This is a genomic window from Rhodococcus sp. 14-2470-1b (assembly GCF_002259415.1).
In the GTDB taxonomy this organism is placed as follows: Bacteria; Actinomycetota; Actinomycetes; order Mycobacteriales; family Mycobacteriaceae; genus Rhodococcoides.
The window spans coordinates 95,956-118,575 of sequence record NZ_NPFY01000031.1 but is presented as its reverse complement, the minus strand read 5'-3'; the positions used below and the strand labels follow the sequence as shown (position 1 = coordinate 118,575).

29 protein-coding genes are annotated in these 22,620 nt (G+C 65.6%); 7 read left to right on the top strand and 22 right to left on the bottom strand.

Going from position 1 to position 22,620, the window contains the following annotated elements; genetic code table 11:
- Nucleotides 1-41: 41 nt before the first annotated feature.
- From trpC to CH293_RS22085, 3 genes are all read right to left on the bottom strand, one after another.
- Entirely contained in the window at nucleotides 42-851 is an 810-nt protein-coding gene (trpC, locus tag CH293_RS22095; RefSeq protein ID WP_037107691.1) for an indole-3-glycerol phosphate synthase TrpC, read from the bottom strand.
- A 78-nt stretch (nucleotides 852-929) separates the two neighbouring features.
- A complete protein-coding gene (locus tag CH293_RS22090) occupies nucleotides 930-1,628 on the bottom strand; it encodes a TIGR02234 family membrane protein (RefSeq protein WP_094721503.1) in 699 nt (232 codons plus the stop codon).
- The gene (locus tag CH293_RS22085) at nucleotides 1,625-3,211 is read right to left on the bottom strand and encodes an anthranilate synthase component I (RefSeq protein ID WP_037107686.1); all 1,587 of its coding nucleotides are present in this window, start codon (nucleotides 3,209-3,211) and stop codon (nucleotides 1,625-1,627) included. Before CH293_RS22085 ends, CH293_RS22090 begins: the two co-directional genes overlap by 4 nt.
- Before the next feature lie 79 nt (nucleotides 3,212-3,290).
- On the opposite strand from CH293_RS22085, the gene CH293_RS22080 reads away from it, so the two are divergent.
- Together CH293_RS22080 and CH293_RS22075 are read left to right on the top strand one after the other, a co-directional pair.
- Entirely contained in the window at nucleotides 3,291-3,755 is a 465-nt protein-coding gene (locus CH293_RS22080; RefSeq protein ID WP_037107683.1) for a peroxiredoxin, read from the top strand.
- A gap of 93 nt (nucleotides 3,756-3,848) precedes the next feature.
- Entirely contained in the window at nucleotides 3,849-4,346 is a 498-nt protein-coding gene (locus CH293_RS22075) for a MarR family winged helix-turn-helix transcriptional regulator (RefSeq protein ID WP_037107681.1), read from the top strand.
- A 5-nt stretch (nucleotides 4,347-4,351) separates the two neighbouring features.
- On the opposite strand, the gene hisI is transcribed toward CH293_RS22075, so the two are convergent.
- The 11 genes from hisI to CH293_RS22020 all read right to left on the bottom strand — a co-directional run bounded on the left by hisI (nucleotide 4,352) and on the right by CH293_RS22020 (nucleotide 12,907).
- Complete coding sequence (hisI, locus tag CH293_RS22070) at nucleotides 4,352-4,690, bottom strand: phosphoribosyl-AMP cyclohydrolase (protein WP_094721502.1); 339 nt, start codon at nucleotides 4,688-4,690, stop codon at nucleotides 4,352-4,354.
- A gap of 74 nt (nucleotides 4,691-4,764) precedes the next feature.
- A complete protein-coding gene (gene hisF, locus CH293_RS22065; RefSeq protein WP_037107675.1) occupies nucleotides 4,765-5,538 on the bottom strand; it encodes an imidazole glycerol phosphate synthase subunit HisF in 774 nt (257 codons plus the stop codon).
- Entirely contained in the window at nucleotides 5,535-6,365 is an 831-nt protein-coding gene (locus tag CH293_RS22060; protein ID WP_037107673.1) for an inositol monophosphatase, read from the bottom strand. Before CH293_RS22060 ends, hisF begins: the two co-directional genes overlap by 4 nt.
- A 27-nt stretch (nucleotides 6,366-6,392) precedes the next feature.
- Nucleotides 6,393-7,127, bottom strand: a complete 735-nt coding sequence (gene priA, locus CH293_RS22055) for a bifunctional 1-(5-phosphoribosyl)-5-((5-phosphoribosylamino)methylideneamino)imidazole-4-carboxamide isomerase/phosphoribosylanthranilate isomerase PriA (RefSeq protein ID WP_026347902.1) — start codon at nucleotides 7,125-7,127, stop codon at nucleotides 6,393-6,395.
- A 32-nt stretch (nucleotides 7,128-7,159) separates the two neighbouring features.
- Nucleotides 7,160-7,408 (bottom strand): hypothetical protein, encoded by a 249-nt coding sequence (locus CH293_RS22050; RefSeq protein ID WP_037107670.1) that lies wholly within the window; start codon nucleotides 7,406-7,408, stop codon nucleotides 7,160-7,162.
- 11 nt (nucleotides 7,409-7,419) lie between these two features.
- On the bottom strand, nucleotides 7,420-8,049 hold the full coding sequence (gene hisH, locus CH293_RS22045; protein ID WP_019665867.1) for an imidazole glycerol phosphate synthase subunit HisH: 630 nt from the start codon (nucleotides 8,047-8,049) through the stop codon (nucleotides 7,420-7,422).
- A gap of 9 nt (nucleotides 8,050-8,058) precedes the next feature.
- Entirely contained in the window at nucleotides 8,059-9,171 is a 1,113-nt protein-coding gene (locus CH293_RS22040; RefSeq protein WP_037109044.1) for an MFS transporter, read from the bottom strand.
- Between the two features lie 49 nt (nucleotides 9,172-9,220).
- A complete protein-coding gene (gene hisB, locus CH293_RS22035; protein ID WP_037109046.1) occupies nucleotides 9,221-9,850 on the bottom strand; it encodes an imidazoleglycerol-phosphate dehydratase HisB in 630 nt (209 codons plus the stop codon).
- Entirely contained in the window at nucleotides 9,847-10,992 is a 1,146-nt protein-coding gene (locus tag CH293_RS22030; RefSeq protein ID WP_094721501.1) for a histidinol-phosphate transaminase, read from the bottom strand. The genes hisB and CH293_RS22030 overlap by 4 nt, the downstream gene beginning before the upstream one ends.
- Entirely contained in the window at nucleotides 10,989-12,329 is a 1,341-nt protein-coding gene (gene hisD, locus CH293_RS22025; protein WP_033188584.1) for a histidinol dehydrogenase, read from the bottom strand. The genes CH293_RS22030 and hisD overlap by 4 nt, the downstream gene beginning before the upstream one ends.
- Before the next feature lie 110 nt (nucleotides 12,330-12,439).
- Entirely contained in the window at nucleotides 12,440-12,907 is a 468-nt protein-coding gene (locus CH293_RS22020) for an SRPBCC family protein (RefSeq protein ID WP_033188583.1), read from the bottom strand.
- A 52-nt stretch (nucleotides 12,908-12,959) separates the two neighbouring features.
- Between CH293_RS22020 and CH293_RS22015 the strand changes: the two genes are divergently transcribed.
- Genes CH293_RS22015 through CH293_RS22010 form a run of 3 tightly spaced genes read left to right on the top strand, consistent with a single transcriptional unit; the run spans nucleotide 12,960 to nucleotide 14,148 of the window.
- Complete coding sequence (locus tag CH293_RS22015; protein WP_019665873.1) at nucleotides 12,960-13,589, top strand: LysE family transporter; 630 nt, start codon at nucleotides 12,960-12,962, stop codon at nucleotides 13,587-13,589.
- Nucleotides 13,590-13,606: 17 nt separating this feature from the next.
- Nucleotides 13,607-13,768 (top strand): hypothetical protein, encoded by a 162-nt coding sequence (locus CH293_RS28275; RefSeq protein ID WP_176460087.1) that lies wholly within the window; start codon nucleotides 13,607-13,609, stop codon nucleotides 13,766-13,768.
- Nucleotides 13,765-14,148 (top strand): YchJ family protein, encoded by a 384-nt coding sequence (locus CH293_RS22010; protein ID WP_094721500.1) that lies wholly within the window; start codon nucleotides 13,765-13,767, stop codon nucleotides 14,146-14,148. The genes CH293_RS28275 and CH293_RS22010 overlap by 4 nt, the downstream gene beginning before the upstream one ends.
- 77 nt (nucleotides 14,149-14,225) lie before the next feature.
- Here CH293_RS22010 and CH293_RS22005 read toward each other — a convergent pair whose 3' ends face one another.
- A complete protein-coding gene (locus CH293_RS22005) occupies nucleotides 14,226-14,636 on the bottom strand; it encodes a DUF5997 family protein (RefSeq protein ID WP_037109052.1) in 411 nt (136 codons plus the stop codon).
- 78 nt (nucleotides 14,637-14,714) lie between these two features.
- On the opposite strand from CH293_RS22005, the gene CH293_RS22000 reads away from it, so the two are divergent.
- A complete protein-coding gene (locus tag CH293_RS22000; RefSeq protein WP_094721499.1) occupies nucleotides 14,715-15,743 on the top strand; it encodes a LysR family transcriptional regulator in 1,029 nt (342 codons plus the stop codon).
- A 6-nt stretch (nucleotides 15,744-15,749) separates the two neighbouring features.
- On the opposite strand, the gene CH293_RS21995 is transcribed toward CH293_RS22000, so the two are convergent.
- From CH293_RS21995 to nadA, 4 genes are all read right to left on the bottom strand, one after another.
- Entirely contained in the window at nucleotides 15,750-16,175 is a 426-nt protein-coding gene (locus CH293_RS21995; protein ID WP_094721498.1) for an RNA-binding S4 domain-containing protein, read from the bottom strand.
- 29 nt (nucleotides 16,176-16,204) lie between these two features.
- Nucleotides 16,205-17,071 carry a carboxylating nicotinate-nucleotide diphosphorylase gene (nadC, locus tag CH293_RS21990; RefSeq protein ID WP_094721497.1) on the bottom strand — a complete coding sequence of 289 codons (867 nt, stop codon included), beginning with the start codon at nucleotides 17,069-17,071 and terminating at the stop codon, nucleotides 16,205-16,207.
- A 2-nt stretch (nucleotides 17,072-17,073) separates the two neighbouring features.
- Nucleotides 17,074-18,654 (bottom strand): L-aspartate oxidase, encoded by a 1,581-nt coding sequence (locus tag CH293_RS21985; RefSeq protein ID WP_255122956.1) that lies wholly within the window; start codon nucleotides 18,652-18,654, stop codon nucleotides 17,074-17,076.
- A 92-nt stretch (nucleotides 18,655-18,746) separates the two neighbouring features.
- The gene (gene nadA, locus CH293_RS21980) at nucleotides 18,747-19,790 is read right to left on the bottom strand and encodes a quinolinate synthase NadA (RefSeq protein WP_094721533.1); all 1,044 of its coding nucleotides are present in this window, start codon (nucleotides 19,788-19,790) and stop codon (nucleotides 18,747-18,749) included.
- A gap of 213 nt (nucleotides 19,791-20,003) precedes the next feature.
- On the opposite strand from nadA, the gene CH293_RS21975 reads away from it, so the two are divergent.
- Complete coding sequence (locus tag CH293_RS21975; protein WP_094721496.1) at nucleotides 20,004-20,699, top strand: NUDIX domain-containing protein; 696 nt, start codon at nucleotides 20,004-20,006, stop codon at nucleotides 20,697-20,699.
- A 2-nt stretch (nucleotides 20,700-20,701) separates the two neighbouring features.
- Here CH293_RS21975 and CH293_RS21970 read toward each other — a convergent pair whose 3' ends face one another.
- Genes CH293_RS21970 through bioB form a run of 3 tightly spaced genes read right to left on the bottom strand, consistent with a single transcriptional unit; the run spans nucleotide 20,702 to nucleotide 22,588 of the window.
- Nucleotides 20,702-21,313 (bottom strand): DUF2567 domain-containing protein, encoded by a 612-nt coding sequence (locus tag CH293_RS21970; protein WP_255122953.1) that lies wholly within the window; start codon nucleotides 21,311-21,313, stop codon nucleotides 20,702-20,704.
- A 2-nt stretch (nucleotides 21,314-21,315) separates the two neighbouring features.
- A complete protein-coding gene (locus CH293_RS21965; RefSeq protein WP_037109283.1) occupies nucleotides 21,316-21,531 on the bottom strand; it encodes a hypothetical protein in 216 nt (71 codons plus the stop codon).
- A gap of 10 nt (nucleotides 21,532-21,541) precedes the next feature.
- Nucleotides 21,542-22,588: a biotin synthase BioB gene (bioB, locus tag CH293_RS21960; RefSeq protein WP_094721532.1), complete on the bottom strand. Its 1,047-nt coding sequence runs from the start codon at nucleotides 22,586-22,588 to the stop codon at nucleotides 21,542-21,544.
- Between the last annotated feature and the right edge of the window lie 32 nt (nucleotides 22,589-22,620).

Below are 22,620 nucleotides of genomic sequence, written 5' to 3'. Positions count from 1 at the left end.
CGACCATCGGGGCAGGATCGATCGGAAGCCGGACGGGCCTGTCAGCGAGCGGGGCGAGGGCAGGACGGGTGTGTGCCCGCGGTGACGAGATCCGACACGGCCGTACGGGGATCGCCGCTGGTGACCAGACCTTCTCCGACCAGAACGGCGTCCGCTCCTGCGCCTGCATAGGCCAGAAGGTCAGCAGTTCCACGCACTCCGGACTCCGCGACACGGATTACCTCACTGGGCAGCCCAGGAGCGATGCGACCGAAGCTGTCACGGTCGATTTCCAGCGTCTTCAAGTTGCGGGCGTTGATCCCGATCACGCGGGCACCCGCCTCGAGCGCTCTGTCGGCTTCGGCTTCGGTGTGAACCTCGACGAGCGCGGTCATTCCGAGCGACTCCGTGCGATCGAGCAACGACACGAGGGCGTCCTGCTCCAGCGCCGCGACGATCAGCAGAATCACGTCGGCACCGTGCGCCCGCGCCTCGTGAATCTGGTACGGACCGACGATGAAGTCCTTGCGCAACACCGGAATACTCACGGCCTTGCGTACTGCGTCCAAGTCCGCGAGCGAACCGTGGAACCGTCGTTCCTCCGTGAGCACGCTGATGATGCGTGCTCCACCCTGCTCGTAGGCCTGGGCGAGTGTGGCGGGATCACCGATCTCGGCAAGCGCGCCCTTCGACGGACTTGCCCGCTTGACCTCGGCGATGACACCGATTCCGTCCTCGTGCAGCGCCGCCGTCGCGTTCAGCGGTGCGGATGCTTTCGCCGCTGCCGCCTTCACCGTCGCGAAGTCGACTACCGACTCCCGGGCAGCGACATCGGCTCGCACACCGTCCAGAATCGAATCGAGAACAGTCATGGTGACCCGAGTCCTTTCCCATCGATGACCTGATGTGAGAAAACTCATTTCAGGCCTGCCCTAGCGTAGTCGGCAGCTTCAGTCTTCTTTTCTCCGGGTGCCCGACGGGTCGGTGGGGTCCTCACCGGCGTCGAGTGCGTCCCACAGCATTCGTTCCGTCAAGTCCTCCCCCTCGTCGTTCGAAGCGGCCCGGTCCGTGGCCGACGATGCTGCCGCTGATGCTCGTCGTGCCACTTCCTCACGACGCGCAGCGGGTGCGTCGTATTTCGAAGACAGTACCTTCCGTGCGGTCGGTTTCCTAAGCAGCATGACCGCGGCGAGCGCTGCGCACAGTGCGCCCACCAGTGCGACGGCCGCGGGCAAGGTGAACGCCTCCGCGCCGACCACGTCCGCACGCCCAGGGAGTTCGGCCAGATCCGCAGCCCTCGCCTCCGATACGTCCGAGACCAGTGCTTGCACTGCGGGAACCCCTGCCCCGACCGCCACGAGCCCCACGAGAACCGCGAGAACCCGAGAAGCCCACCCGCGCACCGCGAACGACGCGGCAACCGCAGCCACCAACGCCAGAGCCAACGGAGTCGATGCCGCTGCCCACGTGCTTCCGAGAAGATCCGTCGCCCGGTTCTCCCCGAGCCCGTCGGACGAGATCACGTGAACCCACGTCATCCGGGAACTCCCCCACAGGCACAGCGCCCCGATCAGCATCGCGACGACGGGGATCGCCGCGGCTCTCGATTTCGCGGGCCGACCGGTGCCCGACGCCGCAGCGGCCGTCACTTCTCGTTCCCGCCCGCCACATCGCTGCCCACGGCTCGGAGGGATTCAGCCGCGGCAACGGCGCCCAGAACCGCCATCGCCTTGTTCCGTGCTTCGGTGTCCTCGTACTCTGCGACCGAGTCCGCGACCACACCCGCTCCGGCCTGTACATAGGCCGTGCCGTCCTTCATCAGGGCGGTGCGAATGGCGATCGCAGTGTCGGCGTCACCGGAGAAGTCCAGATATCCGACGATCCCGCCGTACACACCTCGCCGCGTCGGTTCGAGTTCGTCGATCAACTCCATGGCGCGTACCTTCGGCGCACCGGACAGCGTTCCTGCCGGGAAGCACGCCTTGACTGCGTCGAGTGCCTGTTTGCCTTCGGCCAGATGTCCCGAGACGACGGATACCAGATGCATGACGTGGCTGTATCGCTCGATGTGGCGATAGTCGTGCACTCGCACGGTTCCCGGCGTGCACACGCGACCCAAGTCGTTTCGACCGAGGTCGACCAGCATCAGATGCTCGGCGTTCTCCTTCTCGTCCGCCAGGAGGTCCTTCTCGAGGAGTATGTCCTCCTCCTCGGACTCTCCTCGCCACCTCGTACCGGCGATCGGGTGAGTCGTGGCGACACCGTCGACGACGGTCACGAGAGCTTCGGGGCTGGATCCGACGATCGAGAACGCGGTCTCGCCGTCCTCTCCCGGCACGTGCAGCAGGTACATGTACGGGCTGGGATTCGACGCTCGCAGCATCCGATACACGTCGAGCGGAGTGGCGTCGGTGTCCATCTCGAATCGCTGCGACAGCACCACCTGGAAGGCTTCGCCCGCCTCGATTTCCTTCACGAGCCGGTCGACGTCCCGTCCGAATCCTTCGGACGTGCGCTGACGACGGTAGTCCGGCTTGGGTCGGCTCACCGTCGACACGGTCGAGGGTGCGGGCGCCGCGAGATCCGCGCACATCCGGTCCAGTCTGCTGACCGCGTCGTCGTACGCCTCGTCGACGCGATCGTCCGTGCCGTCCCAGTTCACCGCGTTGGCGATGAGAGTGATCGCGCCTTCGTGGTGATCGACGGCCGCGAGATCGGTTGCCAGCAGCATCACCATCTCCGGCACCTGCAGATCGTCCTGGGCGTGCTCCGGCAACTTCTCGATACGCCGAACGGCGTCGTACCCCATGTAGCCGACCATGCCGCCCGTCAATGGCGGCAGATCGGGAAGCCGTTCCGAGCGCAGCAGTTCGAGCGTCCGTCCCAGAACGTCCAGCGGGTTGCCACCGGTCGGAACACCCGCGGGGACGTTGCCGCGCCACACCGCTTCACCGTCGGCCGTCGTCAACGCTGCCGGTGTTCCAGCACCGATGAACGACCACCGCGACCAGGACCGGCCGTTCTCGGCGGACTCGAACAGAAACGTGCCCGGCCGGTCGCCACCGAGCTTGCGGTAGGCGGAAAGTGGGGTCTCCGAGTCCGCGAGAACCTTGCGCACCACCGGCACCACTCGGTGCTCGGCTGCGAGCGCCCGAAAGACCTCGCGACTGGTTGTCGATTCCGCGTCCGGATCGGAGTGGACGCCGGGCAGGGTGGTGGTCTCGCCATGCATGCGTCCATCCTCCCAGGTGCCCGATGGACGGTGCGGTGCGCGGTGGTCTTCGAACTTACCGAGCGGTAGCGTCGCAGGAATGAAACCAGGAGATCGTGTAGAGAACTTCACGTTGCCGGACCAGAGCGGAACCCCGCAATCGCTCGACACGCTGCTGCAGAACGGGCCCGTGGTGCTGTTCTTCTACCCCGGCGCCCTCACGCCGGGCTGCACCGTCGAAGCCTGCCACTTCCGCGACCTCGCGGCCGAGTTCGCCGAGGCGGGTGCTACTCGCGTGGGAATCAGCACCGATGCAATTGCCAAGCAGGCCGAGTTCGCCGACGTGAAGTCCTTCGACTATCCGTTGCTGTCGGACGAGTCCGGCGCCGTCGCCACGCAGTTCGGGGTGCGACGCGGTCTGCTCGGCAAGCTGTCCCCGGTCAAGCGGGCCACGTTCGTCATCGACACGGACCGAACCGTACTCGATGTCTTCACCAGTGAATTCAGGTTCGAGGCACACGCCGACCACGCGCTGGAGTTCGTGCGAAACCGCTCGAAGGCATAGCTTCCGCACGGGGCGATAACGTGAACCTTCAATCGAGTGAAACACTGTGTTGACTACAACCAACTGTTCGCTCGAAAGAAGGGTTGCCCCGCGATGGCCGAGTCGGTAGACCACTCCGAACCACGCTGGCTCACCGACAGCCAACAAGAGGCCTGGCGCTCCGTGGTCGCAATCATCACCCGGCTCCCGGCTGCTCTGGACACCCAGCTCCAGCGTGACTCCTCGCTGACACACTTCGACTACTTCGTGCTGTCCGTGCTGTCCGAGGACCCGAACCGGAGAATCCAGCTGCGCGACCTCGCCAAGTTCGCCAACGCGTCTCTGTCGAGACTGTCCCACGTGGTGACCAAGCTCGAGAAGATCGGCTGGGTACGTCGCGAAAGCATCGAGGGCTCACGAGGCAGCTACGCAGTCCTCACGGACGCGGGAATGGACAAAGTCGTCGAATCGGCACCGGGCCATGTCGCAACAGTCCAAGCCCTGCTGTTCGAAGGACTCGACGACGACCAGGTCGCCGCGCTCGGCCGTCTCAGTGCCACCATCGTCACCCAACTCGACAAAGGAATTGCCGAAGGCACAGGCAAAGCCTGAGAGCTCTAGCTCAACAGCACATCGGCATCGAAGCAGGTGTGGTCGCCGGTGTGACACGCTCCGCCTTGTTGATCGACGACGAGGAGGATCGTGTCTCCGTCACAGTCGAGTCGAACTTCGTGGACGTACTGCGTGTGGCCGGACGTCTCGCCCTTCACCCAGTACTCCTGCCGCGAGCGCGAGTAGTAGGTTCCCTTGCGCGTTTCCAGCGTCCGAGCCAAGGCTTCGTCGTCCATCCAGGCGACCATCAGAACGTCACCGGATGACTTCTCCTGAGCTACGGCGCTGACGAGACCCGCCTCGTTGCGCTTGAGGCGTGCCGCGATGGCGGGATCGAGACTCATGACAACCGTTATACCTTTCGAACGTTATAGGTCTCGAATCGGCAGCGACACCCGCGGCACGACCGAAGGGTGTGTCACCTGACGACGATGCCGTCGCTGCGCATTGCGTCCTTGACCTGGGAGATCGTGAGATCACCGAAGTGGAAGACACTGGCCGCGAGGACTGCGTCCGCGCCTGCCTCGACCGCGGGGGGGAAATGCTCGACCAGTCCTGCTCCGCCGCTGGCGATCACGGGCACGTGCACAGCTGCACGAACCGCTGCGATCATCGGCAGATCGAAGCCTGCCTTGGTTCCGTCCGCGTCCATCGAGTTCAGCAGAATTTCACCGACACCCAGCTCGGCACCGCGAACTGCCCACTCGACAGCGTCGATGCCCGTGCCGCGCTTTCCACCGTGCGTCGTCACTTCCCACCCCGACGGTGTGTTCTGCCCGCCGGTCGGCACGGTCCTCGCGTCCACCGACAGCACGATGCACTGCGATCCGAACCGTTCGCTCAGTTCACGGAGAAGCTCCGGGCGCGCGATGGCGGCAGTGTTCACGCTCACCTTGTCCGCGCCTGCACGCAGCAGCCTGTCGACGTCCGCGACGGTGCGGACTCCTCCGCCGACGGTCAGCGGAATGAACACCTGCTCCGCGGTTCGGCTGACGACGTCGAGCATCGTTGCGCGGTCCGATGTGGACGCGGTGACGTCCAGGAACGTCAACTCGTCGGCACCTTGGGCGTCATAGGCCGCCGCGAGTTCCACGGGATCGCCTGCGTCGCGCAGGTTCTCGAAGTTCACGCCTTTCACGACGCGGCCTGCGTCGACATCGAGGCACGGGATGACTCGTACTGCGACGCTCATCGCACTCGTCCTTCCAGGAAATCGGCGGGATCGCCGAGGTCGGTGATGACCTTCAGCAGTTCGTCGTGTGCTCCGGGAGAGGCGGCGAGCACCGACGTCGAATCGACGGTCCACGGCTCACCCGCCAGGTCGGTGACCACACCGCCTGCTGCCTGTACCAGCAGCGCGCCCGCCGCGTTGTCCCACGCACGGTGGCCGAACACGACGCATCCGCCGAGCACTCCGCTCGCCGTGTAGGCGAGGTCGACGCCGGTGGCACCGTGCATGCGCAAGCGCGAGGACACCTTCGACAGCTCTTCGAGGATTCGCACCCGGTACAGGCCTGGCGTGCGGCCTCGGCTGGCGATGTTGAACGCACCGAACCCGATCATCGAATCCGACAGTGCGCGACTGTCCAGTCTCGGCAATGCCTCACCGTTCAGGTGCACCTGCCCGCCGGCTGCCGCTGCGAACCGATGCCCGACGAGCGGGAGCCAGGTCAACCCGAGCACCGGCACGCCGTCGTGCAGCAACGCCAACAACGTTCCGGCCGAGGGCAATCCGGCCGAGTAGTTGAACGTCCCGTCGATGGGATCGAGGACCCACACCGTGCCCGTACTCAGATCCGGCCCGCCGAACTCTTCACCGTGAACCGCAATTCCGGTGTGCTCGAACAGTTCTGCGGACAACCGCTTCTCCAGTTCGAGATCCACCGCGGTCGCGAAGTCGTCCGGCCCCTTCTGCACCGCGCTCGGAGCACCGACGCCCGCGACGAAACGGTCGTGGGTACCGTCGAGCAATCGACCGGCGATCTCCAGCAACCGTTGCGGGTCCTCGGGCAGGCTCATCGATGAAATGTCTCTCGTCTTCCGGTACTAGCGGGACACGGCCGCGAGGGCGTCGGGCAATGTGAATCGGCCCGCGTACAGCGCTTTACCGACGATCGAGCCTTCGACTCCCTCGGGTACCAGCGATGCGATTGCGCGGAGGTCCTCGATCGTGGAGACGCCTCCGGATGCGATGACCGGCTTGTCGGTCTTCTCGCACATCTGGCGAAGCAGATCGAGATTCGGTCCGGTGAGTGTGCCGTCCTTCGTCACGTCGGTGACGACGTACCGGGAGCATCCGTCGCGCTCGAGCCGCTCGAGAACCTCCCACAGATCACCGCCGTCGCTGACCCACCCGCGGCCACGCAGACGGTTCTGCCCCTCGACGATCAGCACGTCCAGTCCGACGGCGACCCTGTCACCGAACTCGCCGATCGCACGCGAGCACCACTCCGGGTCCTCCAACGCAGCGGTTCCCAGATTCACACGCGCACAGCCAGTTGCCAGCGCTGCGCGAAGGGACTCGTCGTCGCGGATTCCGCCGGACAGTTCCACCTTCACGTCGAGTTCGCCGACGACCTCGGCCAGCAATTCACGGTTGGATCCACGACCGAACGCGGCGTCGAGGTCCACGAGATGGACCCATTCAGCACCGTCGTTCTGCCATGCGAGGGCGGCGTCACGAGGCGATCCGTACTTGGTTTCGCTTCCCGCCTCTCCCTGAACGAGACGGACAGCTTCGCCGCCTGCGACATCGACAGCAGGCAATAAGACCAGGCTCACGTGCGATTATGCTACTGCCATCGACGACGCCGTCAGCGCTCAGGGTCTCCGCTGCCGTCCTCGGCCGAACCCTCTGCTCCCAGACCGCGGCGAGTAATGCGTGTCGACACCACACCCATCGCGGTGATCGCCGCAGCGATTCCGACGGCAACGATCGCGAGCCCGACTCCTGGCCCCGGTCGCACGACGGCGACGATCGCGGTGGTGACGACGAGAACCAGCGTCGCGCTCCCGAGGGAGGCGACGGCCAGGCGCCCGAACGAGAACTCCCGGTCGCTCACCTAGGCCGTGCTCACAGCGAGTCGATCCAGTTCTTCAGCAGCGCAGCCCCCGCGTCACCGGACTTCTCCGGGTGGAACTGCGTAGCGGACAACGGACCGTTCTCGACGGCGGCGAGGAAATCACCGCCGTGATCGGCCCACGTCAGCAGAGGTGCGGCAATAGTGTCGCCGACGTCCATCTCCCACTTCTGGGTTGCGTAGGAGTGCACGAAGTAGAACCGCGTGTCGGCGTCGATACCGTCGAATAGAACGCTCTTCTCCGGTGCTCGGACGGTGTTCCAGCCCATGTGCGGCAGCACGTCCGCCTGCAGTCGTTCGACGGTCCCCGGCCACTCACCGCAACCAGCGGCCGACGTTCCGAATTCAACGCCACGGTCGAACATGATCTGCATTCCGACGCAGATGCCGAGGACGGGTCGACCACCGGCGAGACGTTGACCGATGATCCGGTCACCTTTGACTCCCAGGAGGCCCTCCATGCACGCAGCGAACGCGCCAACGCCGGGCACCACCAACCCGTCGGCCGCGAGCGCGATCTTGGGATCGGCGGTGACGGTGACGTCTGCGCCCACCCGGTCGAGGGCCCGTTTCGCGGAATGCAGATTGCCCGAGCCGTAATCGAGCAGCGCGACAGACTTCATGCCGCCAGTCTATCCAGGCCTCCGCCACGAGTAGATCGCGACCACCGCGGCCATCGCGAGCGCCACCGACGCCGCCGTCGCGAATCCTGTGGCGTAACCGACCGTCCCGACGATCACCCCGAGGGCCATCGCGCCTGCCCCGGTCCCCGCGTCGAACCCGATGTTCCATGCGGCACTGGCCTGACTGAATCTCTCCGGGCCGGCTGCACGGAACGTCATCACCAGGCTGTCGTTCTGGGTCGCTCCGTAGCCGAGGCCGAACAGTACGGCCGCGGCGATGAAGACAGCCGCGGGGTTGCGTTGTGCGACGGCGACAGCGAACAACGTTCCCCCACCGAACACCAGCAGCAGCGCTGGTGCGAGAGAGCGCCCGATGCCGAGACGATCCGCCACTGCGCCCGCGCCGTAGCGTCCGATCAGCATCGAACCGCTGATCACGGCGAGGGAGACACCGATCATCGACTCCCGGCCGGGCTCGGCGATCGGCAGCAGACTGGACAACCCACCGAACGACGCAGATGCCGCCGCGACGGCAAGACACGGAATCACCAGCGCGCGTGCCGACGATCGTCCGTCGGACTTGTCCCGACGCGGCGGAGCCATCGGCCGCACCGCCGGCAGAAAAACGATCGCGAACAGCCCGCTCACCGAGACCAGCGCCCCGACGACGAACACTGCCGTCGGGGACACGGAGAACAGCACGAGGCCGAGCGGCAACGTCACCATCTGCGACAGCGCCACCGCGATGCCCTGCGCTCCGGTGGCGCGCCCCAGCAGGGCGGGCGGGGCCAACTCCGCCACCAACGCCGCACCGGCGACGGTCAACAGCCCGAAACCCACTCCGCGCACAGCGGATACAGCCAGCGCGGGCACCACGGCAGCCGACGCCACGAGGACGAGCGCAGGCACTCCGAGCAGGACGCATCCCGCCGCGAGCACCGGCCGGTGACCGAAGCGAACGAGCAGCCTGGGAACGAAAAGTTGGGTGAGAACCGTCGTTGTCATGAACAAGGCCGTGGTCGCCCCGGCCACGGCCGTGGATCCGCCTCCGACCGACACTGCCAACGGAACGACGGGCAGGAGCAGTCCCCAGCCACCGAACGCGGCCGCCCCCATGACCATCGCCGCGGGCAGCCCCTCGATCTTCAGGAGCCGAGAAGTCAAGCCGGCGTCACAGACTGCCCTTGGTGGACGGAATTCCGGTGACCCGCGGGTCGTACTCGACCGCCTGCCGAAGTGCCCGGGCAACGGCCTTGAACTCGGCCTCGGTGATGTGATGCTGATCGCGTCCGTACAGAACCCGCACGTGCAGAGCAATTCTCGCGTTCATCGCCAGAGACTCGAACACGTGACGGTTGATGACCGCGTGATACGGCACGCCCGGATACCCACCGATGACCGAATGCACCATGTAGTCCGGCTCTCCGGTGTGCACGCAGTAGGGCCTGCCGGACACGTCGACCGACGCGTGGACCTGAGTTTCGTCCATCGGAATGAAGGCGTCACCGAAGCGAGTGATGCCGGACTTGTCCCCCAGAGCCTGACCGAGCGCCTGCCCCAACACGATCGCGGTGTCCTCGACGGTGTGGTGAGCATCGATCTCCACGTCTCCCTTGGCGTGCACCGTCAGATCGAATCGGCCGTGCGTACCGAGTGCGGTCAACATGTGGTCGAAGAACGGCACACCGGTGGAGATGTCCACGATGCCCGTGCCGTCGAGGTCGAGCTCGACGGTGATGTCCGATTCCTTCGTCGTGCGCTCGATGCGCGCGATCCTCGGTGCTCGCTCTGCTGCAGTCATCGGTGTGCCTCTGCTCGGTCGGTGTTGTCCAGTTGTTCGTGCGCGAGTGCCGCGCTGACATCGAGGAATCGATCGTTCTCGGCATCGAGGCCGATCGTGGTGCGCAGGTACCCGGCGATACCGACGTCGCGAATCAACACTCCGTCGTCGAGGTACCGCTTCCACGCCGCGCCCGCGTCGGAGAACCGGCCGAACAGAACGAAGTTCGCGTCGCTGGGAACGACGTCGAATCCGAGCTCGGTCAGCCGTGCCATCACCCGATCCCGCTCCGCGGACAACTGCGCCACGCTCGCGAGGGTTTCCGGCGCATGGCGCAGCGCGGCCAGCGCGGCGGCCTGCGTGACGACCGACAAGTGATACGGCAAGCGCACCAGGAACATCGCGTCGACGATGGCGGGCGCGGCGACGAGGTAACCGAGCCGCCCACCGGCGAATGCGAAAGCCTTGCTCATCGTGCGGCTCACGACGAGTTTGGACGGATACTCGTCGATCAGACCGATTCCGCTGAGCTGTGCGGAAAACTCCGCGTACGCCTCGTCGAGAATCACGATTCCGCGTGCCGCGTCGAGAATCCGACGCAGGTCCCCGGAAGCGATACTGTGCCCGGTCGGGTTGTTGGGGCTGGTCACGAACACGACGTCCGGGTCGCGCTGGGCGATGGCGTCGACGGCACGATCGATGTCGAGCGAGAAGTCCTCGCTCCTGTGCATCTCGAGCCATTCCGTCTGTGTCCCGGACGAGATGATCGGATGCATGGAGTACGACGGCACGAAGCCCAGCGATGTCCGGCCGGGTCCGCCGAACGCCTGAAGAAGCTGCTGCAGAATCTCGTTGGACCCGTTGGCGGCCCAGACGTTGCTGACATCGACGTCGAAGCCGGTCTGACCGGTCAGGTAGTTCGCCAATGCCGTACGGAGTTCGACGGCATCGCGATCGGGATACCGATGCAGTTCGGCAGCGGCAACCCGGACGGACTCCGCGACGTCGTCGACGAGCGCCTGCGTCGGAGGATGCGGATTCTCGTTCGTGTTGAGCTGCACCGGAACCGACAGCTGCGGCGCTCCGTATGCCGTCTTGCCTCGCAGACTCTCCCGCAACGGCAACTCGTCCATCGAGACGCTCGATCCGACGACGCCGCTCACTTCGACAACCCTTCGAATCGCAACCGGACCGCCTCGCCGTGTGCCGGGAGATCCTCGGCGTTCGCGAGGGCGATCACGTGGCCTGCAACATCCTTCAACGCCGCCTCCGAGTAGTCCACGACGTGAATTCCGCGCAGGAACGTCTGCACGCTCAAACCCGACGAGTGACGCGCGCAACCCGCGGTGGGCAGAACGTGATTGGACCCGGCGCAGTAGTCACCGAGACTGACCGGCGACCAGGCACCGACGAACACTGCGCCTGCGCTGCGCACACGAGCAGCCACGGCCCGGCTGTCCTCTGTTTGGATCTCGAGGTGCTCGGCTGCGTACGTGTTCACCACGGCCAATCCCTGATCGATGTCGTCGACGAGCACGATGCCGGATTGCTTACCGGACAGCGCCGTCGCGACGCGCTCTGCGTGCGTGGTGAACTCCAGCTGGGCGTCGAGCGCACGATCCACCGCATCCGCGAGTTCGGTGCTGGTGGTCACCAGCACGCTGGCCGCCATGACGTCGTGCTCGGCCTGGCTGATCATGTCCGCCGCGACGTGCACCGGATCGGCAGTGGAATCGGCCAGCACGGCGATCTCCGTGGGACCTGCCTCGGAATCGATGCCGATCAGAGAACGGCACAGGCGCTTGGCTGCCGTGACGTAGATGTTGCCGGGACCGGTGATCAGGTCGACCGGTTCCAGTTCGGTGCCGTCCACGTCCGTGCCGCCGTACGTGAGCAAGGCGATTCCCTGGCCGCCGCCCACGGCCCACACCTCTTCGACACCGAGCAGTTGCGCGGCAGCGAGGATCGTGGGGTGTGGCAACCCACCGAACTCTTTCTGCGGTGGGGACGCGACCACCAGCGAACCGACACCTGCGGTCTGAGCCGGAACGACGTTCATCACCACCGACGAGGGGTACACCGCGTTTCCGCCGGGCACGTACAGACCGACGCGCTCGACCGGAACCCACCGTTCGGTGACCGTTCCGCCCGGAACCACCTCGGTGGCCGTGTCGGTGCGACGCTGGTCCGCGTGCACGATTCGAGTGCGCTCGATGGCCACTTCCAGCGCCGCACGAACCGCAGGGTCGAGTTCGGCCAGTGCCTTCTCCAGAGCCGCGGCGGGAACGCGCACACGCTCCGGACGAACACCGTCGAACTGTTCGGAGTACTCGAGCGCCGCCTCGACGCCGCGCTCCCGCACCGCCTCGACGACGGGACGAACCTGATGCAACACCGCATCGACATCCACTCCACCTCGTGGAAGCGCGCCGCGTAGTTCGGCGGTGGATGGAGTTCGGCCGCGTAGATCCACGCGGGCGAGCTCGATGCGGGCAGGCATAAGGACTCCTTGCGAAACGACGAGAAGTGACGGTTGTCGATCCTCAAGGATAGTGCCGGTGCCAATCGGTTATCCCCGCACGTCCTGCAGACGGTGACGAGGTGCTCGCGTCAGGCGTACTTGCGGGCAAGCTGTGCAAGCGTCGAACTGATGCCTTTCGCATTCTTCTGCGGCATCTTGAACACCTCGAGCAGCTTCGGAGCCTTCGCCGTGCTGTAGTCGAAGGACTCGGTCACAGCGGAACGACCCGGCTCGGTCTCCTCGAACTGCCAACGCCACGTGTGCCCCATCGGATGCTGCCACTCGATGACCTTGACGTCCGCGTCATCGCGAAAATCCGTGACCGTGCTGGTGATCCGATACGGAACTCCGAACTGCTTCATGCCGACGGAGAACTTCGCTCCGGGCGTCAGACGGCTCGGCCCGCGGACCGTGTCCTTCACGGTGCCGGACCCGTCCAATTCGCCGTGCCGATGCGGATCCGCGACGAGAGCGAACAACTCGGACGAAGGCGCATTCACGACGGTGCGACGAGCCACGACGCGGTCACCTTGATCGATCGTTTCGATGGAAGCCATACCGGTTCAGTACCCACGATCGCCGCAACCACTCCTGATGTTCAATAGTCCCATGAGCATGCACGTCTGGTTGGCGTTCCTCGGCGCGGCAGTAGTGATCAGCCTCTCGCCCGGCGCGGGCGCCATCGCCTCGATGTCCACCGGCCTCCGCTACGGACTGGGACGCGGTTACTGGAACATCGTCGGTCTGCAGATCGGGTTGCTGCTGCAGATCGGAATCGTCGCGGTCGGCCTCGGCGCCGTCCTCGCGGGGTCGGCGGTGGCGTTCTCGGCGATCAAGTGGTTCGGCGTCGCCTATCTCGTCTACCTCGGAATCAGGCAATGGCGGGCGGGTCCGACCGACATCGACAACGCCCCCGGCGTCGCCGACCGGGGCGTCGCGATGCTCGGACGAGGCTTCCTCGTCAACGCCTCGAACCCCAAGGCAGTGGTGTTCATGCTGGCCGTTCTCCCACAATTCCTCGACCCGGCACATCCACTTCTGCCGCAGTACATGATCATCGCTGCCACGATGGTTGCCGTGGACATGCTCGTGATGACCGGCTACACCTCACTCGCGTCGCGAGTGCTGAAGCTGATGCGCTCGCACCGTCAGCAGGTCGCCATGAACAGGACGTTCGCCGGCCTGTTCTTCGTCGCAGCCACGTTCCTGGCCACCATCCGCAGAGCCAACCCGATCTGAAGGCAGGAGTCAGCACCATGAGGAAGTACCAAGTGCTCATGAAATCACCCGACGGCGACACCGTCACGGCGCTCGGGACCTTCGACACGCTCCTCGAAGCCAACACCTGGATTCGAGACGAAGGTCACCGCGACGAACACGAACTGGGCACCTACGACGTCGCCGTGGTCGACGAGTGAGCACCACCTGCACCTGCCTCAGCGGCGACCTGCTCGACGCCTGCTGCGGGCCGTTTCTCGCAGGAATCACACACGCACCCACCGCCGAACGACTGATGCGGTCGCGGTACACCGCATTCGCCGTCCGCGACCCCGAGTACCTGCTCCGAACGTGGCACCCGACGACCAGGCCCGCCGAGCTCACCCTGGACGACGAGCAACGTTGGTACCGGCTGGACATCGACGACACCAGCTCCGGTGGATTACTCGACTCCGATGGGGTCGTGGCGTTCAGTGCCTTCTACCGGCATCCCGACGGAAACGGCGTCCTGCACGAGCGCAGCCGATTCGTTCGCGAACACGGACACTGGCTCTATCTCGACGGTGTCCTCAGCCCGTAGTCAGTTCAGCGAAGCTTCTGCAACTTCGGTCAGCGGAGCTTCTGTTCCTCTGGTCAGCGAAGCTTCTGTACCTCTGGTCAGCGGAGCTTCTGCGGCCGATTGGAGGCCGCGCGGCGGGCTTCTTCCTTCGCCTTGACGCGTTCGGCCTCGGCGCGCACTTCCTTCTGCAGCCGCTGTTCCTTCACGAGCCAGTCCGGCTTGTCGGCGAGCAACGTCTCGATCTGTTCCGACGTCAGCGCCTCGGTCACGCCGGACCTTCCCAGTCCTGCGATGGAGATCCCGAGCTTGCGCGCGATGACGTCCTTCGGGAACGGGCCGTGCTGCTGAAGGTCCGCCAACCACTGCGGCGGATTCTGCCTCAGCGCGTCGAGCTCGGAGCGGCTCACGGGAGTCGCCTGGAACTCCTGCGGAGTAGCAGGAAGGTAGATGCCGAGCTTGTTCGCCGCGGTCAGGGGCTTCATGTTCTGCTGATTCTTCTCCGGGCTCACCCGCACAGCCTATCTTCCCCACGCAGCGCCCGATGCCACCGTCCGGACACCCGCCGGTTCTCGCATAGTGTTGACCATGTGAATTTCGACGTGCAGATGCTCCGCTGGTACATCGCCGTGGCCGAGGAACTGCACTTCGCACGCGCCGCGAAGAAGCTGAACATCGCCAGGACGAAACTCAGCGCGGCTGTCATCGACATGGAAGCCGAACTGGGGTACCCACTGTTCAGTCCTGGCGTGAGCCCGACCCAGCTGTCCGCCGAAGGCCGGGAGTTTCTCGTCACCGCCCGTGCGCGCGTCGCCGAGGACGAGGTACGACTCCGCGCCGAGGCCGCGCGCACAGCCGCCCAAGCCGCCACCCTCACTGTCGGGTTCACCGAAGGCGTGACCCCGACGAAGTGGAGCCGGATCTGGGCCGAGCGATTCGAAGACATTGCCCTAGAACTCGTCCCTACCACCGTCGACACCCAACTCGACTTGCTTCGCAGCGGCGCCGTCGACGCCGGCTTCGTTCGCCTGCCGGTCGATCGTGACGGGCTGAGTGTCGTTGCACTGTACGAGGAAGTCCCTGTGGTCGTCGTCCCCAAGGATCACGCGGTGGCCGCGTTCGACCGGATCGCGGTGACCGATCTGGCCGACGAGCACCTCCTGCAGTCGCCCGAGGACATGCCGGAGTGGGCAGCCGTCGCCACCGAGATCGCCGACGGCAGGGCCCTCCCGATCCCGGACATCTCGTCCAATTCGGAACTCGTCGAATACGTCGCTGCGGGTCTGGGGCTCGCCATCGTCCCTCAGTCCATCGCGCGACTGCATTCTCGCAAGGATCTCGTGTATCGGCCGGTGGACGGGGTGGCCGGATCCACGGTCGCGCTCGCCTGGCCGAGCGAGAAGAACACCGAGAACGTCGAGGAATTCTTCGGCATCGTCCGCGGCAGGTCGACGCGCAGTTCACGAGGCAAAACAGCGGACCAGACCCGAAAGCCGAATCAGGTCAAGAAGCCCGCAGCGCCGAGCGGCAGGACGCAGAGCGGGAAAGCGCAGAGCGGGAAAGCGCAGAGCGGGAAAGCACCGCGCAAGGCGGGGCCGCGCAAGCGTCCGAAGCGCTGAACGCGGTCAGCCTCCGTGGTGGCGCTCGAGGTCCCGCACACGATCCAGGCCGCGCAGCTTGTCCAGGTCGCGCAGCTTGTCCAGGTCGCGGCGGTCCCGCTTGGTCGGCCGTCCGGCGCCTCGGTCACGTCGAGGTTGTGAGGCCAGAATTTCCTTCGGCGGCGGGGGCGGACTGCGGTCGAGCATGCATTCCGCGGCCACCGGCGCTCCGACGCGTTTGGCGATCAGGCGGGTCACCACCACGATCTTCTCCAGACCGTCCACCCGTAGTCTGACCTCGTCGTCGACGCCGATACGCAGACCGGGTTTCGCCGGAGTCCCGTTCACTCGAACATGACCCGCACGGCACGCGGCGGCCGCTGCCGACCGGGTCTTGAACAACCGGACCGCCCAGATCCAGCTGTCGAGGCGGACGCTCTGTATCTCTGACATCGGATTCGAATCTACAAGACGGCCACCGTCTACATATCCAGCCCGAGATCCAGCACCGTCACCGAATGCGTCAACCCGCCGACCGCGAGAAAGTCCACTCCGGTCTTCGCGTAGTCGCGGGCGACGTCGATCGTCAGACCACCGGAGGACTCCAACTTGGTCTGCGGAGACAGTGTGCCTCGGCGCTGGACGGCCATCTGCGTCTGCCACAGGGCGAAGTTGTCCAGCAGTACCAACTGGACGTTCTCGGCAAGTACCTGATCGAGTTGTTCGAGGCTGTCCACCTCCACCTCGCACTCGATGTCGGGCGCTGCATCACGGACGGCCTGCAACGCCGCGACGACCGACCCCGCGGCTGCGACGTGGTTGTCCTTGATCAAAGCCGCGTCACCCAAACCCATTCGATGGTTCACTCCCCCGCCTGCGCGCACCGCGTACTTCTGCAGAGACCGTAAGCCGGGCAGCGTCTTTCGGCTGTCTCTGATCTTCGTGTCGGTGTCGGCAACCTCGCCGACCCATGCTGCGGTCGCGGTCGCGATTCCGGACAGGTGACACACCAGGTTCAACATCGTGCGCTCGGCGGTCAACAGACCCCTCGTTGCCGCTGTGACGGTCAGAACCGACTGTCCGGGAACAACTTCGGTGCCGTCGGTGACGCGTTCCTCGACCGTGTACCCGCCTACGCCCAACACCTCGTCGAGGACGAGAAGACCCACGTCGATTCCCGCGACGGTGCCCAGTTGCCGGGACACCACTTTCGCCGTCGCGCGCGCGTCTGCGGGCACCGTTGCCGTCGTGGTCACATCTGGCCCGTACCTGAGATCCTCCGCCAACGCGGTGCGGACGATCGACCGGATCTCGTCGGGATCGAGTCCTTGTTCGATCAGCGCGTTCACTGTCAGCTCACCCCTGTCGTCACGTGCGAAAGGCGGGCCTCGAACGTCGATTCGAGCACGCCCTCCTCGTTCCTGGAAATTCTGAAACTGCCCAGCAGATCGTCCCGGACTTCGGGATGGTCCGCCCGCGTGTGGCACCCCCGACTCTCGGTGCGCTGGTTCGCCGCGAGAACGAGTGCCGACGCCGCCGCTGTCAGCGCCGAGTCCTCGAGCGCCCTTCCGTCGACCACGTCGCGGGTGGTGGATTCTCGAAGAACCTCTGCGGCGATGCGAAGACCACCTTCGTCACGCACCACACCGACGCGCTCGGTCATCACCTTCTGGAGTCGATCACGTGGAACCGCAGCGACGTTCGGAACGGACACGTCAACCTCGGGGGTCGGTGACCCGAGTCGTTCCACCGCTGCTCGTCCGACGCGCTCACCCACGACAAGACCCTCGAGCAGGCTGTTCGACGCGAGGCGATTGGCTCCGTGCAACCCTGTCCGCGCCACCTCACCGGCCGCGTACAGACCGGTCACCGACGTGCGCCCCCACACGTCGGTGACAAGTCCTCCGCACGAGTAGTGGGCCGCCGGTGCGACCGGAACGAGGTCGTGGGCCGGGTCGATTCCCGCGGCGAGGCACGAAGCGGTGACCGTCGGGAAACGAGCATGGAAGTCCCGAATCGTCCTGGCGTCCAGCAGAACATGGTCGGTACCGGTGGCGTGCAGTCGCTCGGCGATCGCACGCGACACGACGTCACGCGGAGCAAGATCGCCCATCGGGTGGCTTCCGGCCATGAAGCGCACACCCTCCTGATCCACCAGAACAGCACCCTCACCTCGCACGGCCTCGCTGACGAGCGGCCTGCGCCCGGTGCTGCCCGCGGCAAACAGCACCGTCGGATGGAACTGAACGAACTCCAGATCCGCCGCGTCCGCGCCGGCATCGAGACCGAGTGCGATTCCATCGGCCGTCGCACCGGCCGGGTTGGTGCTGCACGAGAACAGCTGCCCCAGACCGCCCGTCGCGAGCAGAACCGCGGGCGCGTGGACGACGCCGTAGCCTCGATCGGACAACACGAGCGCCCCGACGACGTGCTGCGACACAGTGAGAACGCGAACCACTCGTCCGGACAAGACCACGTGCCCTTCGGCTTCCCGACTCGACATCGTCAACGCTCGTTGGACCTCGGCACCCGTCGCGTCTCCCCCGGCGTGCACGATCCGCCGGACCGAATGCCCACCCTCACGTGTACGCGCAGGCAGACCGTCGGCACCGCGGTCGAACACGGCACCCCACTCCTGCAGCGTCGCAAGGGCGTCACGACCGCTCGCGACGATGGACCGGACGGCCTCGACGTCACACAGTCCGCCGCCCGCGTCGCATGTGTCGCGCACGTGCGAGTCGATCGCTCCTTGCCCGTCCGCTCCGGGAACGGCTATTCCGCCCTGCGCGTACTGGGTCGCGGTCCCGGGCGGGCCGTCCTTGGCGATCGTGAGCACACGTAGGCCGCGCCTGCTCGCCGACAGTGCCGCACTGAGACCCGCGACGCCGCCCCCCACGACGACGAGGTCCGCCGAGGCCTCCCAGGACCCGATGTCGGCAGAGGCCTCCCAGGACCCGATGTCGGCAGAGGCCTCCCAGGACCCGATGTCGGCCGAGGCCTCCCATGCAACCCCCGAGGGTGTCGTCACTCGCCGCCGCCCGGCGTGCCGATCTCGATCATCCGCTGGACGGACTTGCTCGCCACGTGCGCCGTGTCGAGGTCGACGTGCACCTCGTCCTTCCCTTCGACGAGGCAGCGCAGCAACGCGGCAGGAGTGATCATCTTCATGTAACCGCACGATGCCCGGTCGTTGACCGCCTGGAAGTCGACTTCCGGTGCAGCGCGACGCAACTGATGCAGCATGCCGATCTCGGTGGCCACCAGAACCTGCTTGGCGCCGGTTGTACGGGCGGCGTCCAGCATGCCACCCGTGGACAGGATCTTGACCTTGTCCTCGGTGACGAAGCCTTCACCCGCGAGGTACAGAGCCGACGTGGCGCAACCGCACTCGGGGTGAACGTACAACTCGGCGTCGGGGTGAGCCCTGGACTTCTCCGCCAGTTCGTCACCGTTGATGCCCGCGTGTACGTGGCACTCACCTGCCCAGACGTGCAAGTTGTCACGCTTGGTCACCCGCTTGACGTGAGCTCCGAGGAACTGATCGGGCAGGAACAGAATCTCGCGACTCGGATCGATGGACTCGACCACCTCGACGGCATTCGACGACGTGCAGCAGATATCGGTGAGGGCCTTGATCTCGGCCGTGGTGTTGACGTAGGACACGACGACGGCGTGGGGGTAATCGGCTTTCCACTCGCGAAGCTGGTCTGCGGTGATGGAGTCGGCCAGCGAGCATCCGGCACGCTGATCCGGAATGAGCACCGTCTTCGAAGGGCTGAGGATTTTCGCAGTCTCGGCCATGAAGTGGACACCGCAGAAGATGATCTCCTCTTCGGGAACCTCGGCGGCCATCCGAGACAGCGCAAGGGAGTCACCGACGTGGTCCGCGACATCCTGGATGGCAGGAAGCTGGTAGTTGTGCGCAAGAATCGTCGCACCGCGTTGCTTCGCCAGACGCTTCACCTCGGCCGCCCACTCCTCGGTGGGTTCCACGCCGCTGTAGCCGCCGGGGCCGTCGACTATGCCGGCAGCGCCTGCCCACAGAGCCCTGGTGGCGGTGGCATCCATCACGGCAGAATTCATCGCTGCCGAATCCGTCACTGCCGAATCCATCACTGCCGAACCACTGGCCCCGAGCCCGTTCGTCCTGCTCGCCATGGCGGTACTCCTTCATCGATCGTCCGGCCGAGGTGGTGCCGCCGGTGTTTCCGGCGAACGTGTCGGTCCGGCGTACTTCGTCCGGTTTTACTTGGTTCAGGTTTTCGACTTACAATCGAAAACATGCATCATCGTAGCACCGTCCACGAAGTTCTCATCGCGGTATTCCAGGTTCGGAGCTTTGCCGCAGGCCAGGCACCCGAGCTGGCAGTACTGCTGTGGCAACGAGCTCTCGATCCGCAGAAAGGTTCGTGGTCGCTTCCGGGCGGCGTGCTGAGCGATGACGAAGACCTCCCCACCTCGGCGCGAAGGCAACTCGCCGAGAAGGTCGACGTGCGCACGGTGGCGCACCTCGAGCAACTGTCGGTGTTCAGCGACCCGGAGCGCGTACCGGGCGACAGGCGGATCGCATCCAACTTCCTCGGACTTGTCCCGATCGTGTCCGACCCCCGACTGCCGCCGGATACCGCATGGCACCCCGTGGCCCGTCTACCGGAGACCTCGTTCGACCACGGCACCGTCGTCCGACACGCTCGCAATCGACTCGTCGCCAAGCTGTCCTACACGAACATCGGCTTCGCCTTGGCGCCGGTCGAATTCGCGATGTCCACGCTGCGCGAGATCTACACCGCAGCACTCGGATACAACGTCGACGCCACCAATCTCCAGCGCGTACTCGGCCGACGCAAAGTGATCGAACCGACCGGACGAACGTCACCGTCCGGCCGAACGGGGGGTCGTCCTCCCGCCCTGTTCCGGTTTGCGGAGTCGTCCATACGAGTCACGGACGAATTCGCGGCCTTACGGCCGCCTACCTGATCTCAGGCTCGATCGCGCTCGAGGAGGAAATCGCTCTCGGAAGTCCCGGCCGGGTCGCCGCTGCCCTCGCTGCCGTCGGGGTCGCCGTCGTGATCCAGTGGAGTGAACCTGAGATTGTCGTGCGGGTTCATCGCAACCAACAGGAGCACGACCAACGACGCCACGAGCGGCTGCACCACCAGCAGCAACGGCGTTTCGAATCCCGGTGCGACGGCGACGACGGAGCCCGTCGCCGGATCGTCGGGTCTGGGATGAACCCACCGTGCGACAGCGATGCCGACGCCGAGCATCGCCCCTGATCCGAGAATCGAACCGATGAGGATTCCCGCGAATTGCAGCGGACCTCGAGCTGCCGTCCACGCCCAGACGGCAACAGGCAGAACGATTCCCGCAGCAACCGCCGCACAGGCCGCCATCGCCAGCGCATCGAATCGATGAAGGCTCTCACCGGTGAGCGCGGCTCCGCGGCCCGGTGCAACCACGACGAACCTCTCGGCCGGAGCAAGCAACGCCCAGACGATCCCGACGAGGACACCGACTGCGACCGACACCGCAATCGGAGCACCGAGCACCCGCCACCTCGCAGTCGTCGGCACGTCGGGCCCGCCCGTCACGGTCAACGCCTGCCCAGCAACGTCGAATCGGTGACACCGTGCCGGGAGCATTCCGCGGTCCATCCGTCGGGCACCACCTGGACCACCATTCGACGCCCGCACTCCACGCAGAATCGCGGGGGCTCGAGGCCGAGGGCGACCGCCGGCGAGAGCGCGGGTGAGACACCCGGCACCACAGGCCGCCCGGTGTAGGCGTCGAACTGCGCGGCACTGATCACCCCGTCCACCTTAGATGGTCGAGTTCAGTGCCTTGATCGGCATCTGCAGCGAATCGAGAAGGTCGAGATCCTGTTCGGCCGGTCGGCCGAGGGTGGTCAGATAATTGCCCACGATCACCGCATTGATTCCGCCGAGAATCCCCTGCTGCGCTCCCAGGTCGCCCAGAGTGATCTCGCGACCACCGGCAAACCGCAGAATCGTCCTCGGTAGAGCAAGACGGAACGCGGCAACGGCACGCAGCGCCTCGGACGCAGGGAGTACGTCGAGATGTCCGAACGGGGTGCCCGGACGCGGGTTGAGAAAATTCAACGGAACCTCGTCGGGCTCCAGTGCCGCAAGATCGGCGGTGAACTCGGCCCGCTGTTCCAGCGACTCCCCCATCCCGAGAATCCCACCGCAGCAGACCTCCATCCCCGCGGCGCGAACCATGCGCAGTGTCTCCCAGCGTTCCTCCCAGGTATGCGTCGTCACCACGTTGGGAAAATACGACCGCGACGTCTCGAGATTGTGGTTGTAGCGGTGAACCCCCATACCGGCCAACTGATCGACCTGACCCTGGGTCAGCATGCCCAGCGAGCACGCGATGTCGATGTCGACCTCGTTCCTGATGGCCTCGATCCCTGCGGCGACCTGCGCCAGCAGCCTTTCGTCCGGCCCGCGGACCGCGGCGACGATGCAGAACTCGGTCGCGCCCGTCTTCGCGGTCTGCTTCGCCGCCTCGACCAGACTCGGAATGTCCAGCCGTGCCGCGCGAACCGGCGACTCGAACAATCCGCTCTGCGAACAGAAGTGGCAGTCCTCGGGGCAACCACCCGTCTTGAGGCTGATGATTCCTTCGACCTCGACCTCCGGTCCGCACCACTTCATTCGGACGTCGTGCGCGAGAGCAAGAAGGTCTTCCAACTGCGATTCCGGCAGTCGCAGAATCTCGAGCACCTGAGCTTGCCCCAACCCGATACCGTCTCGCAGCACCTGCATCCGCGCGGTCTCCAGAACGTCCGTCCTACCGGATGACTCCTGCAGTCTCGACCCCGCGCCTACCGAATCGTGCGTCATGAGCAACTCCTGAGGTTCGTCGACTGAAGCTC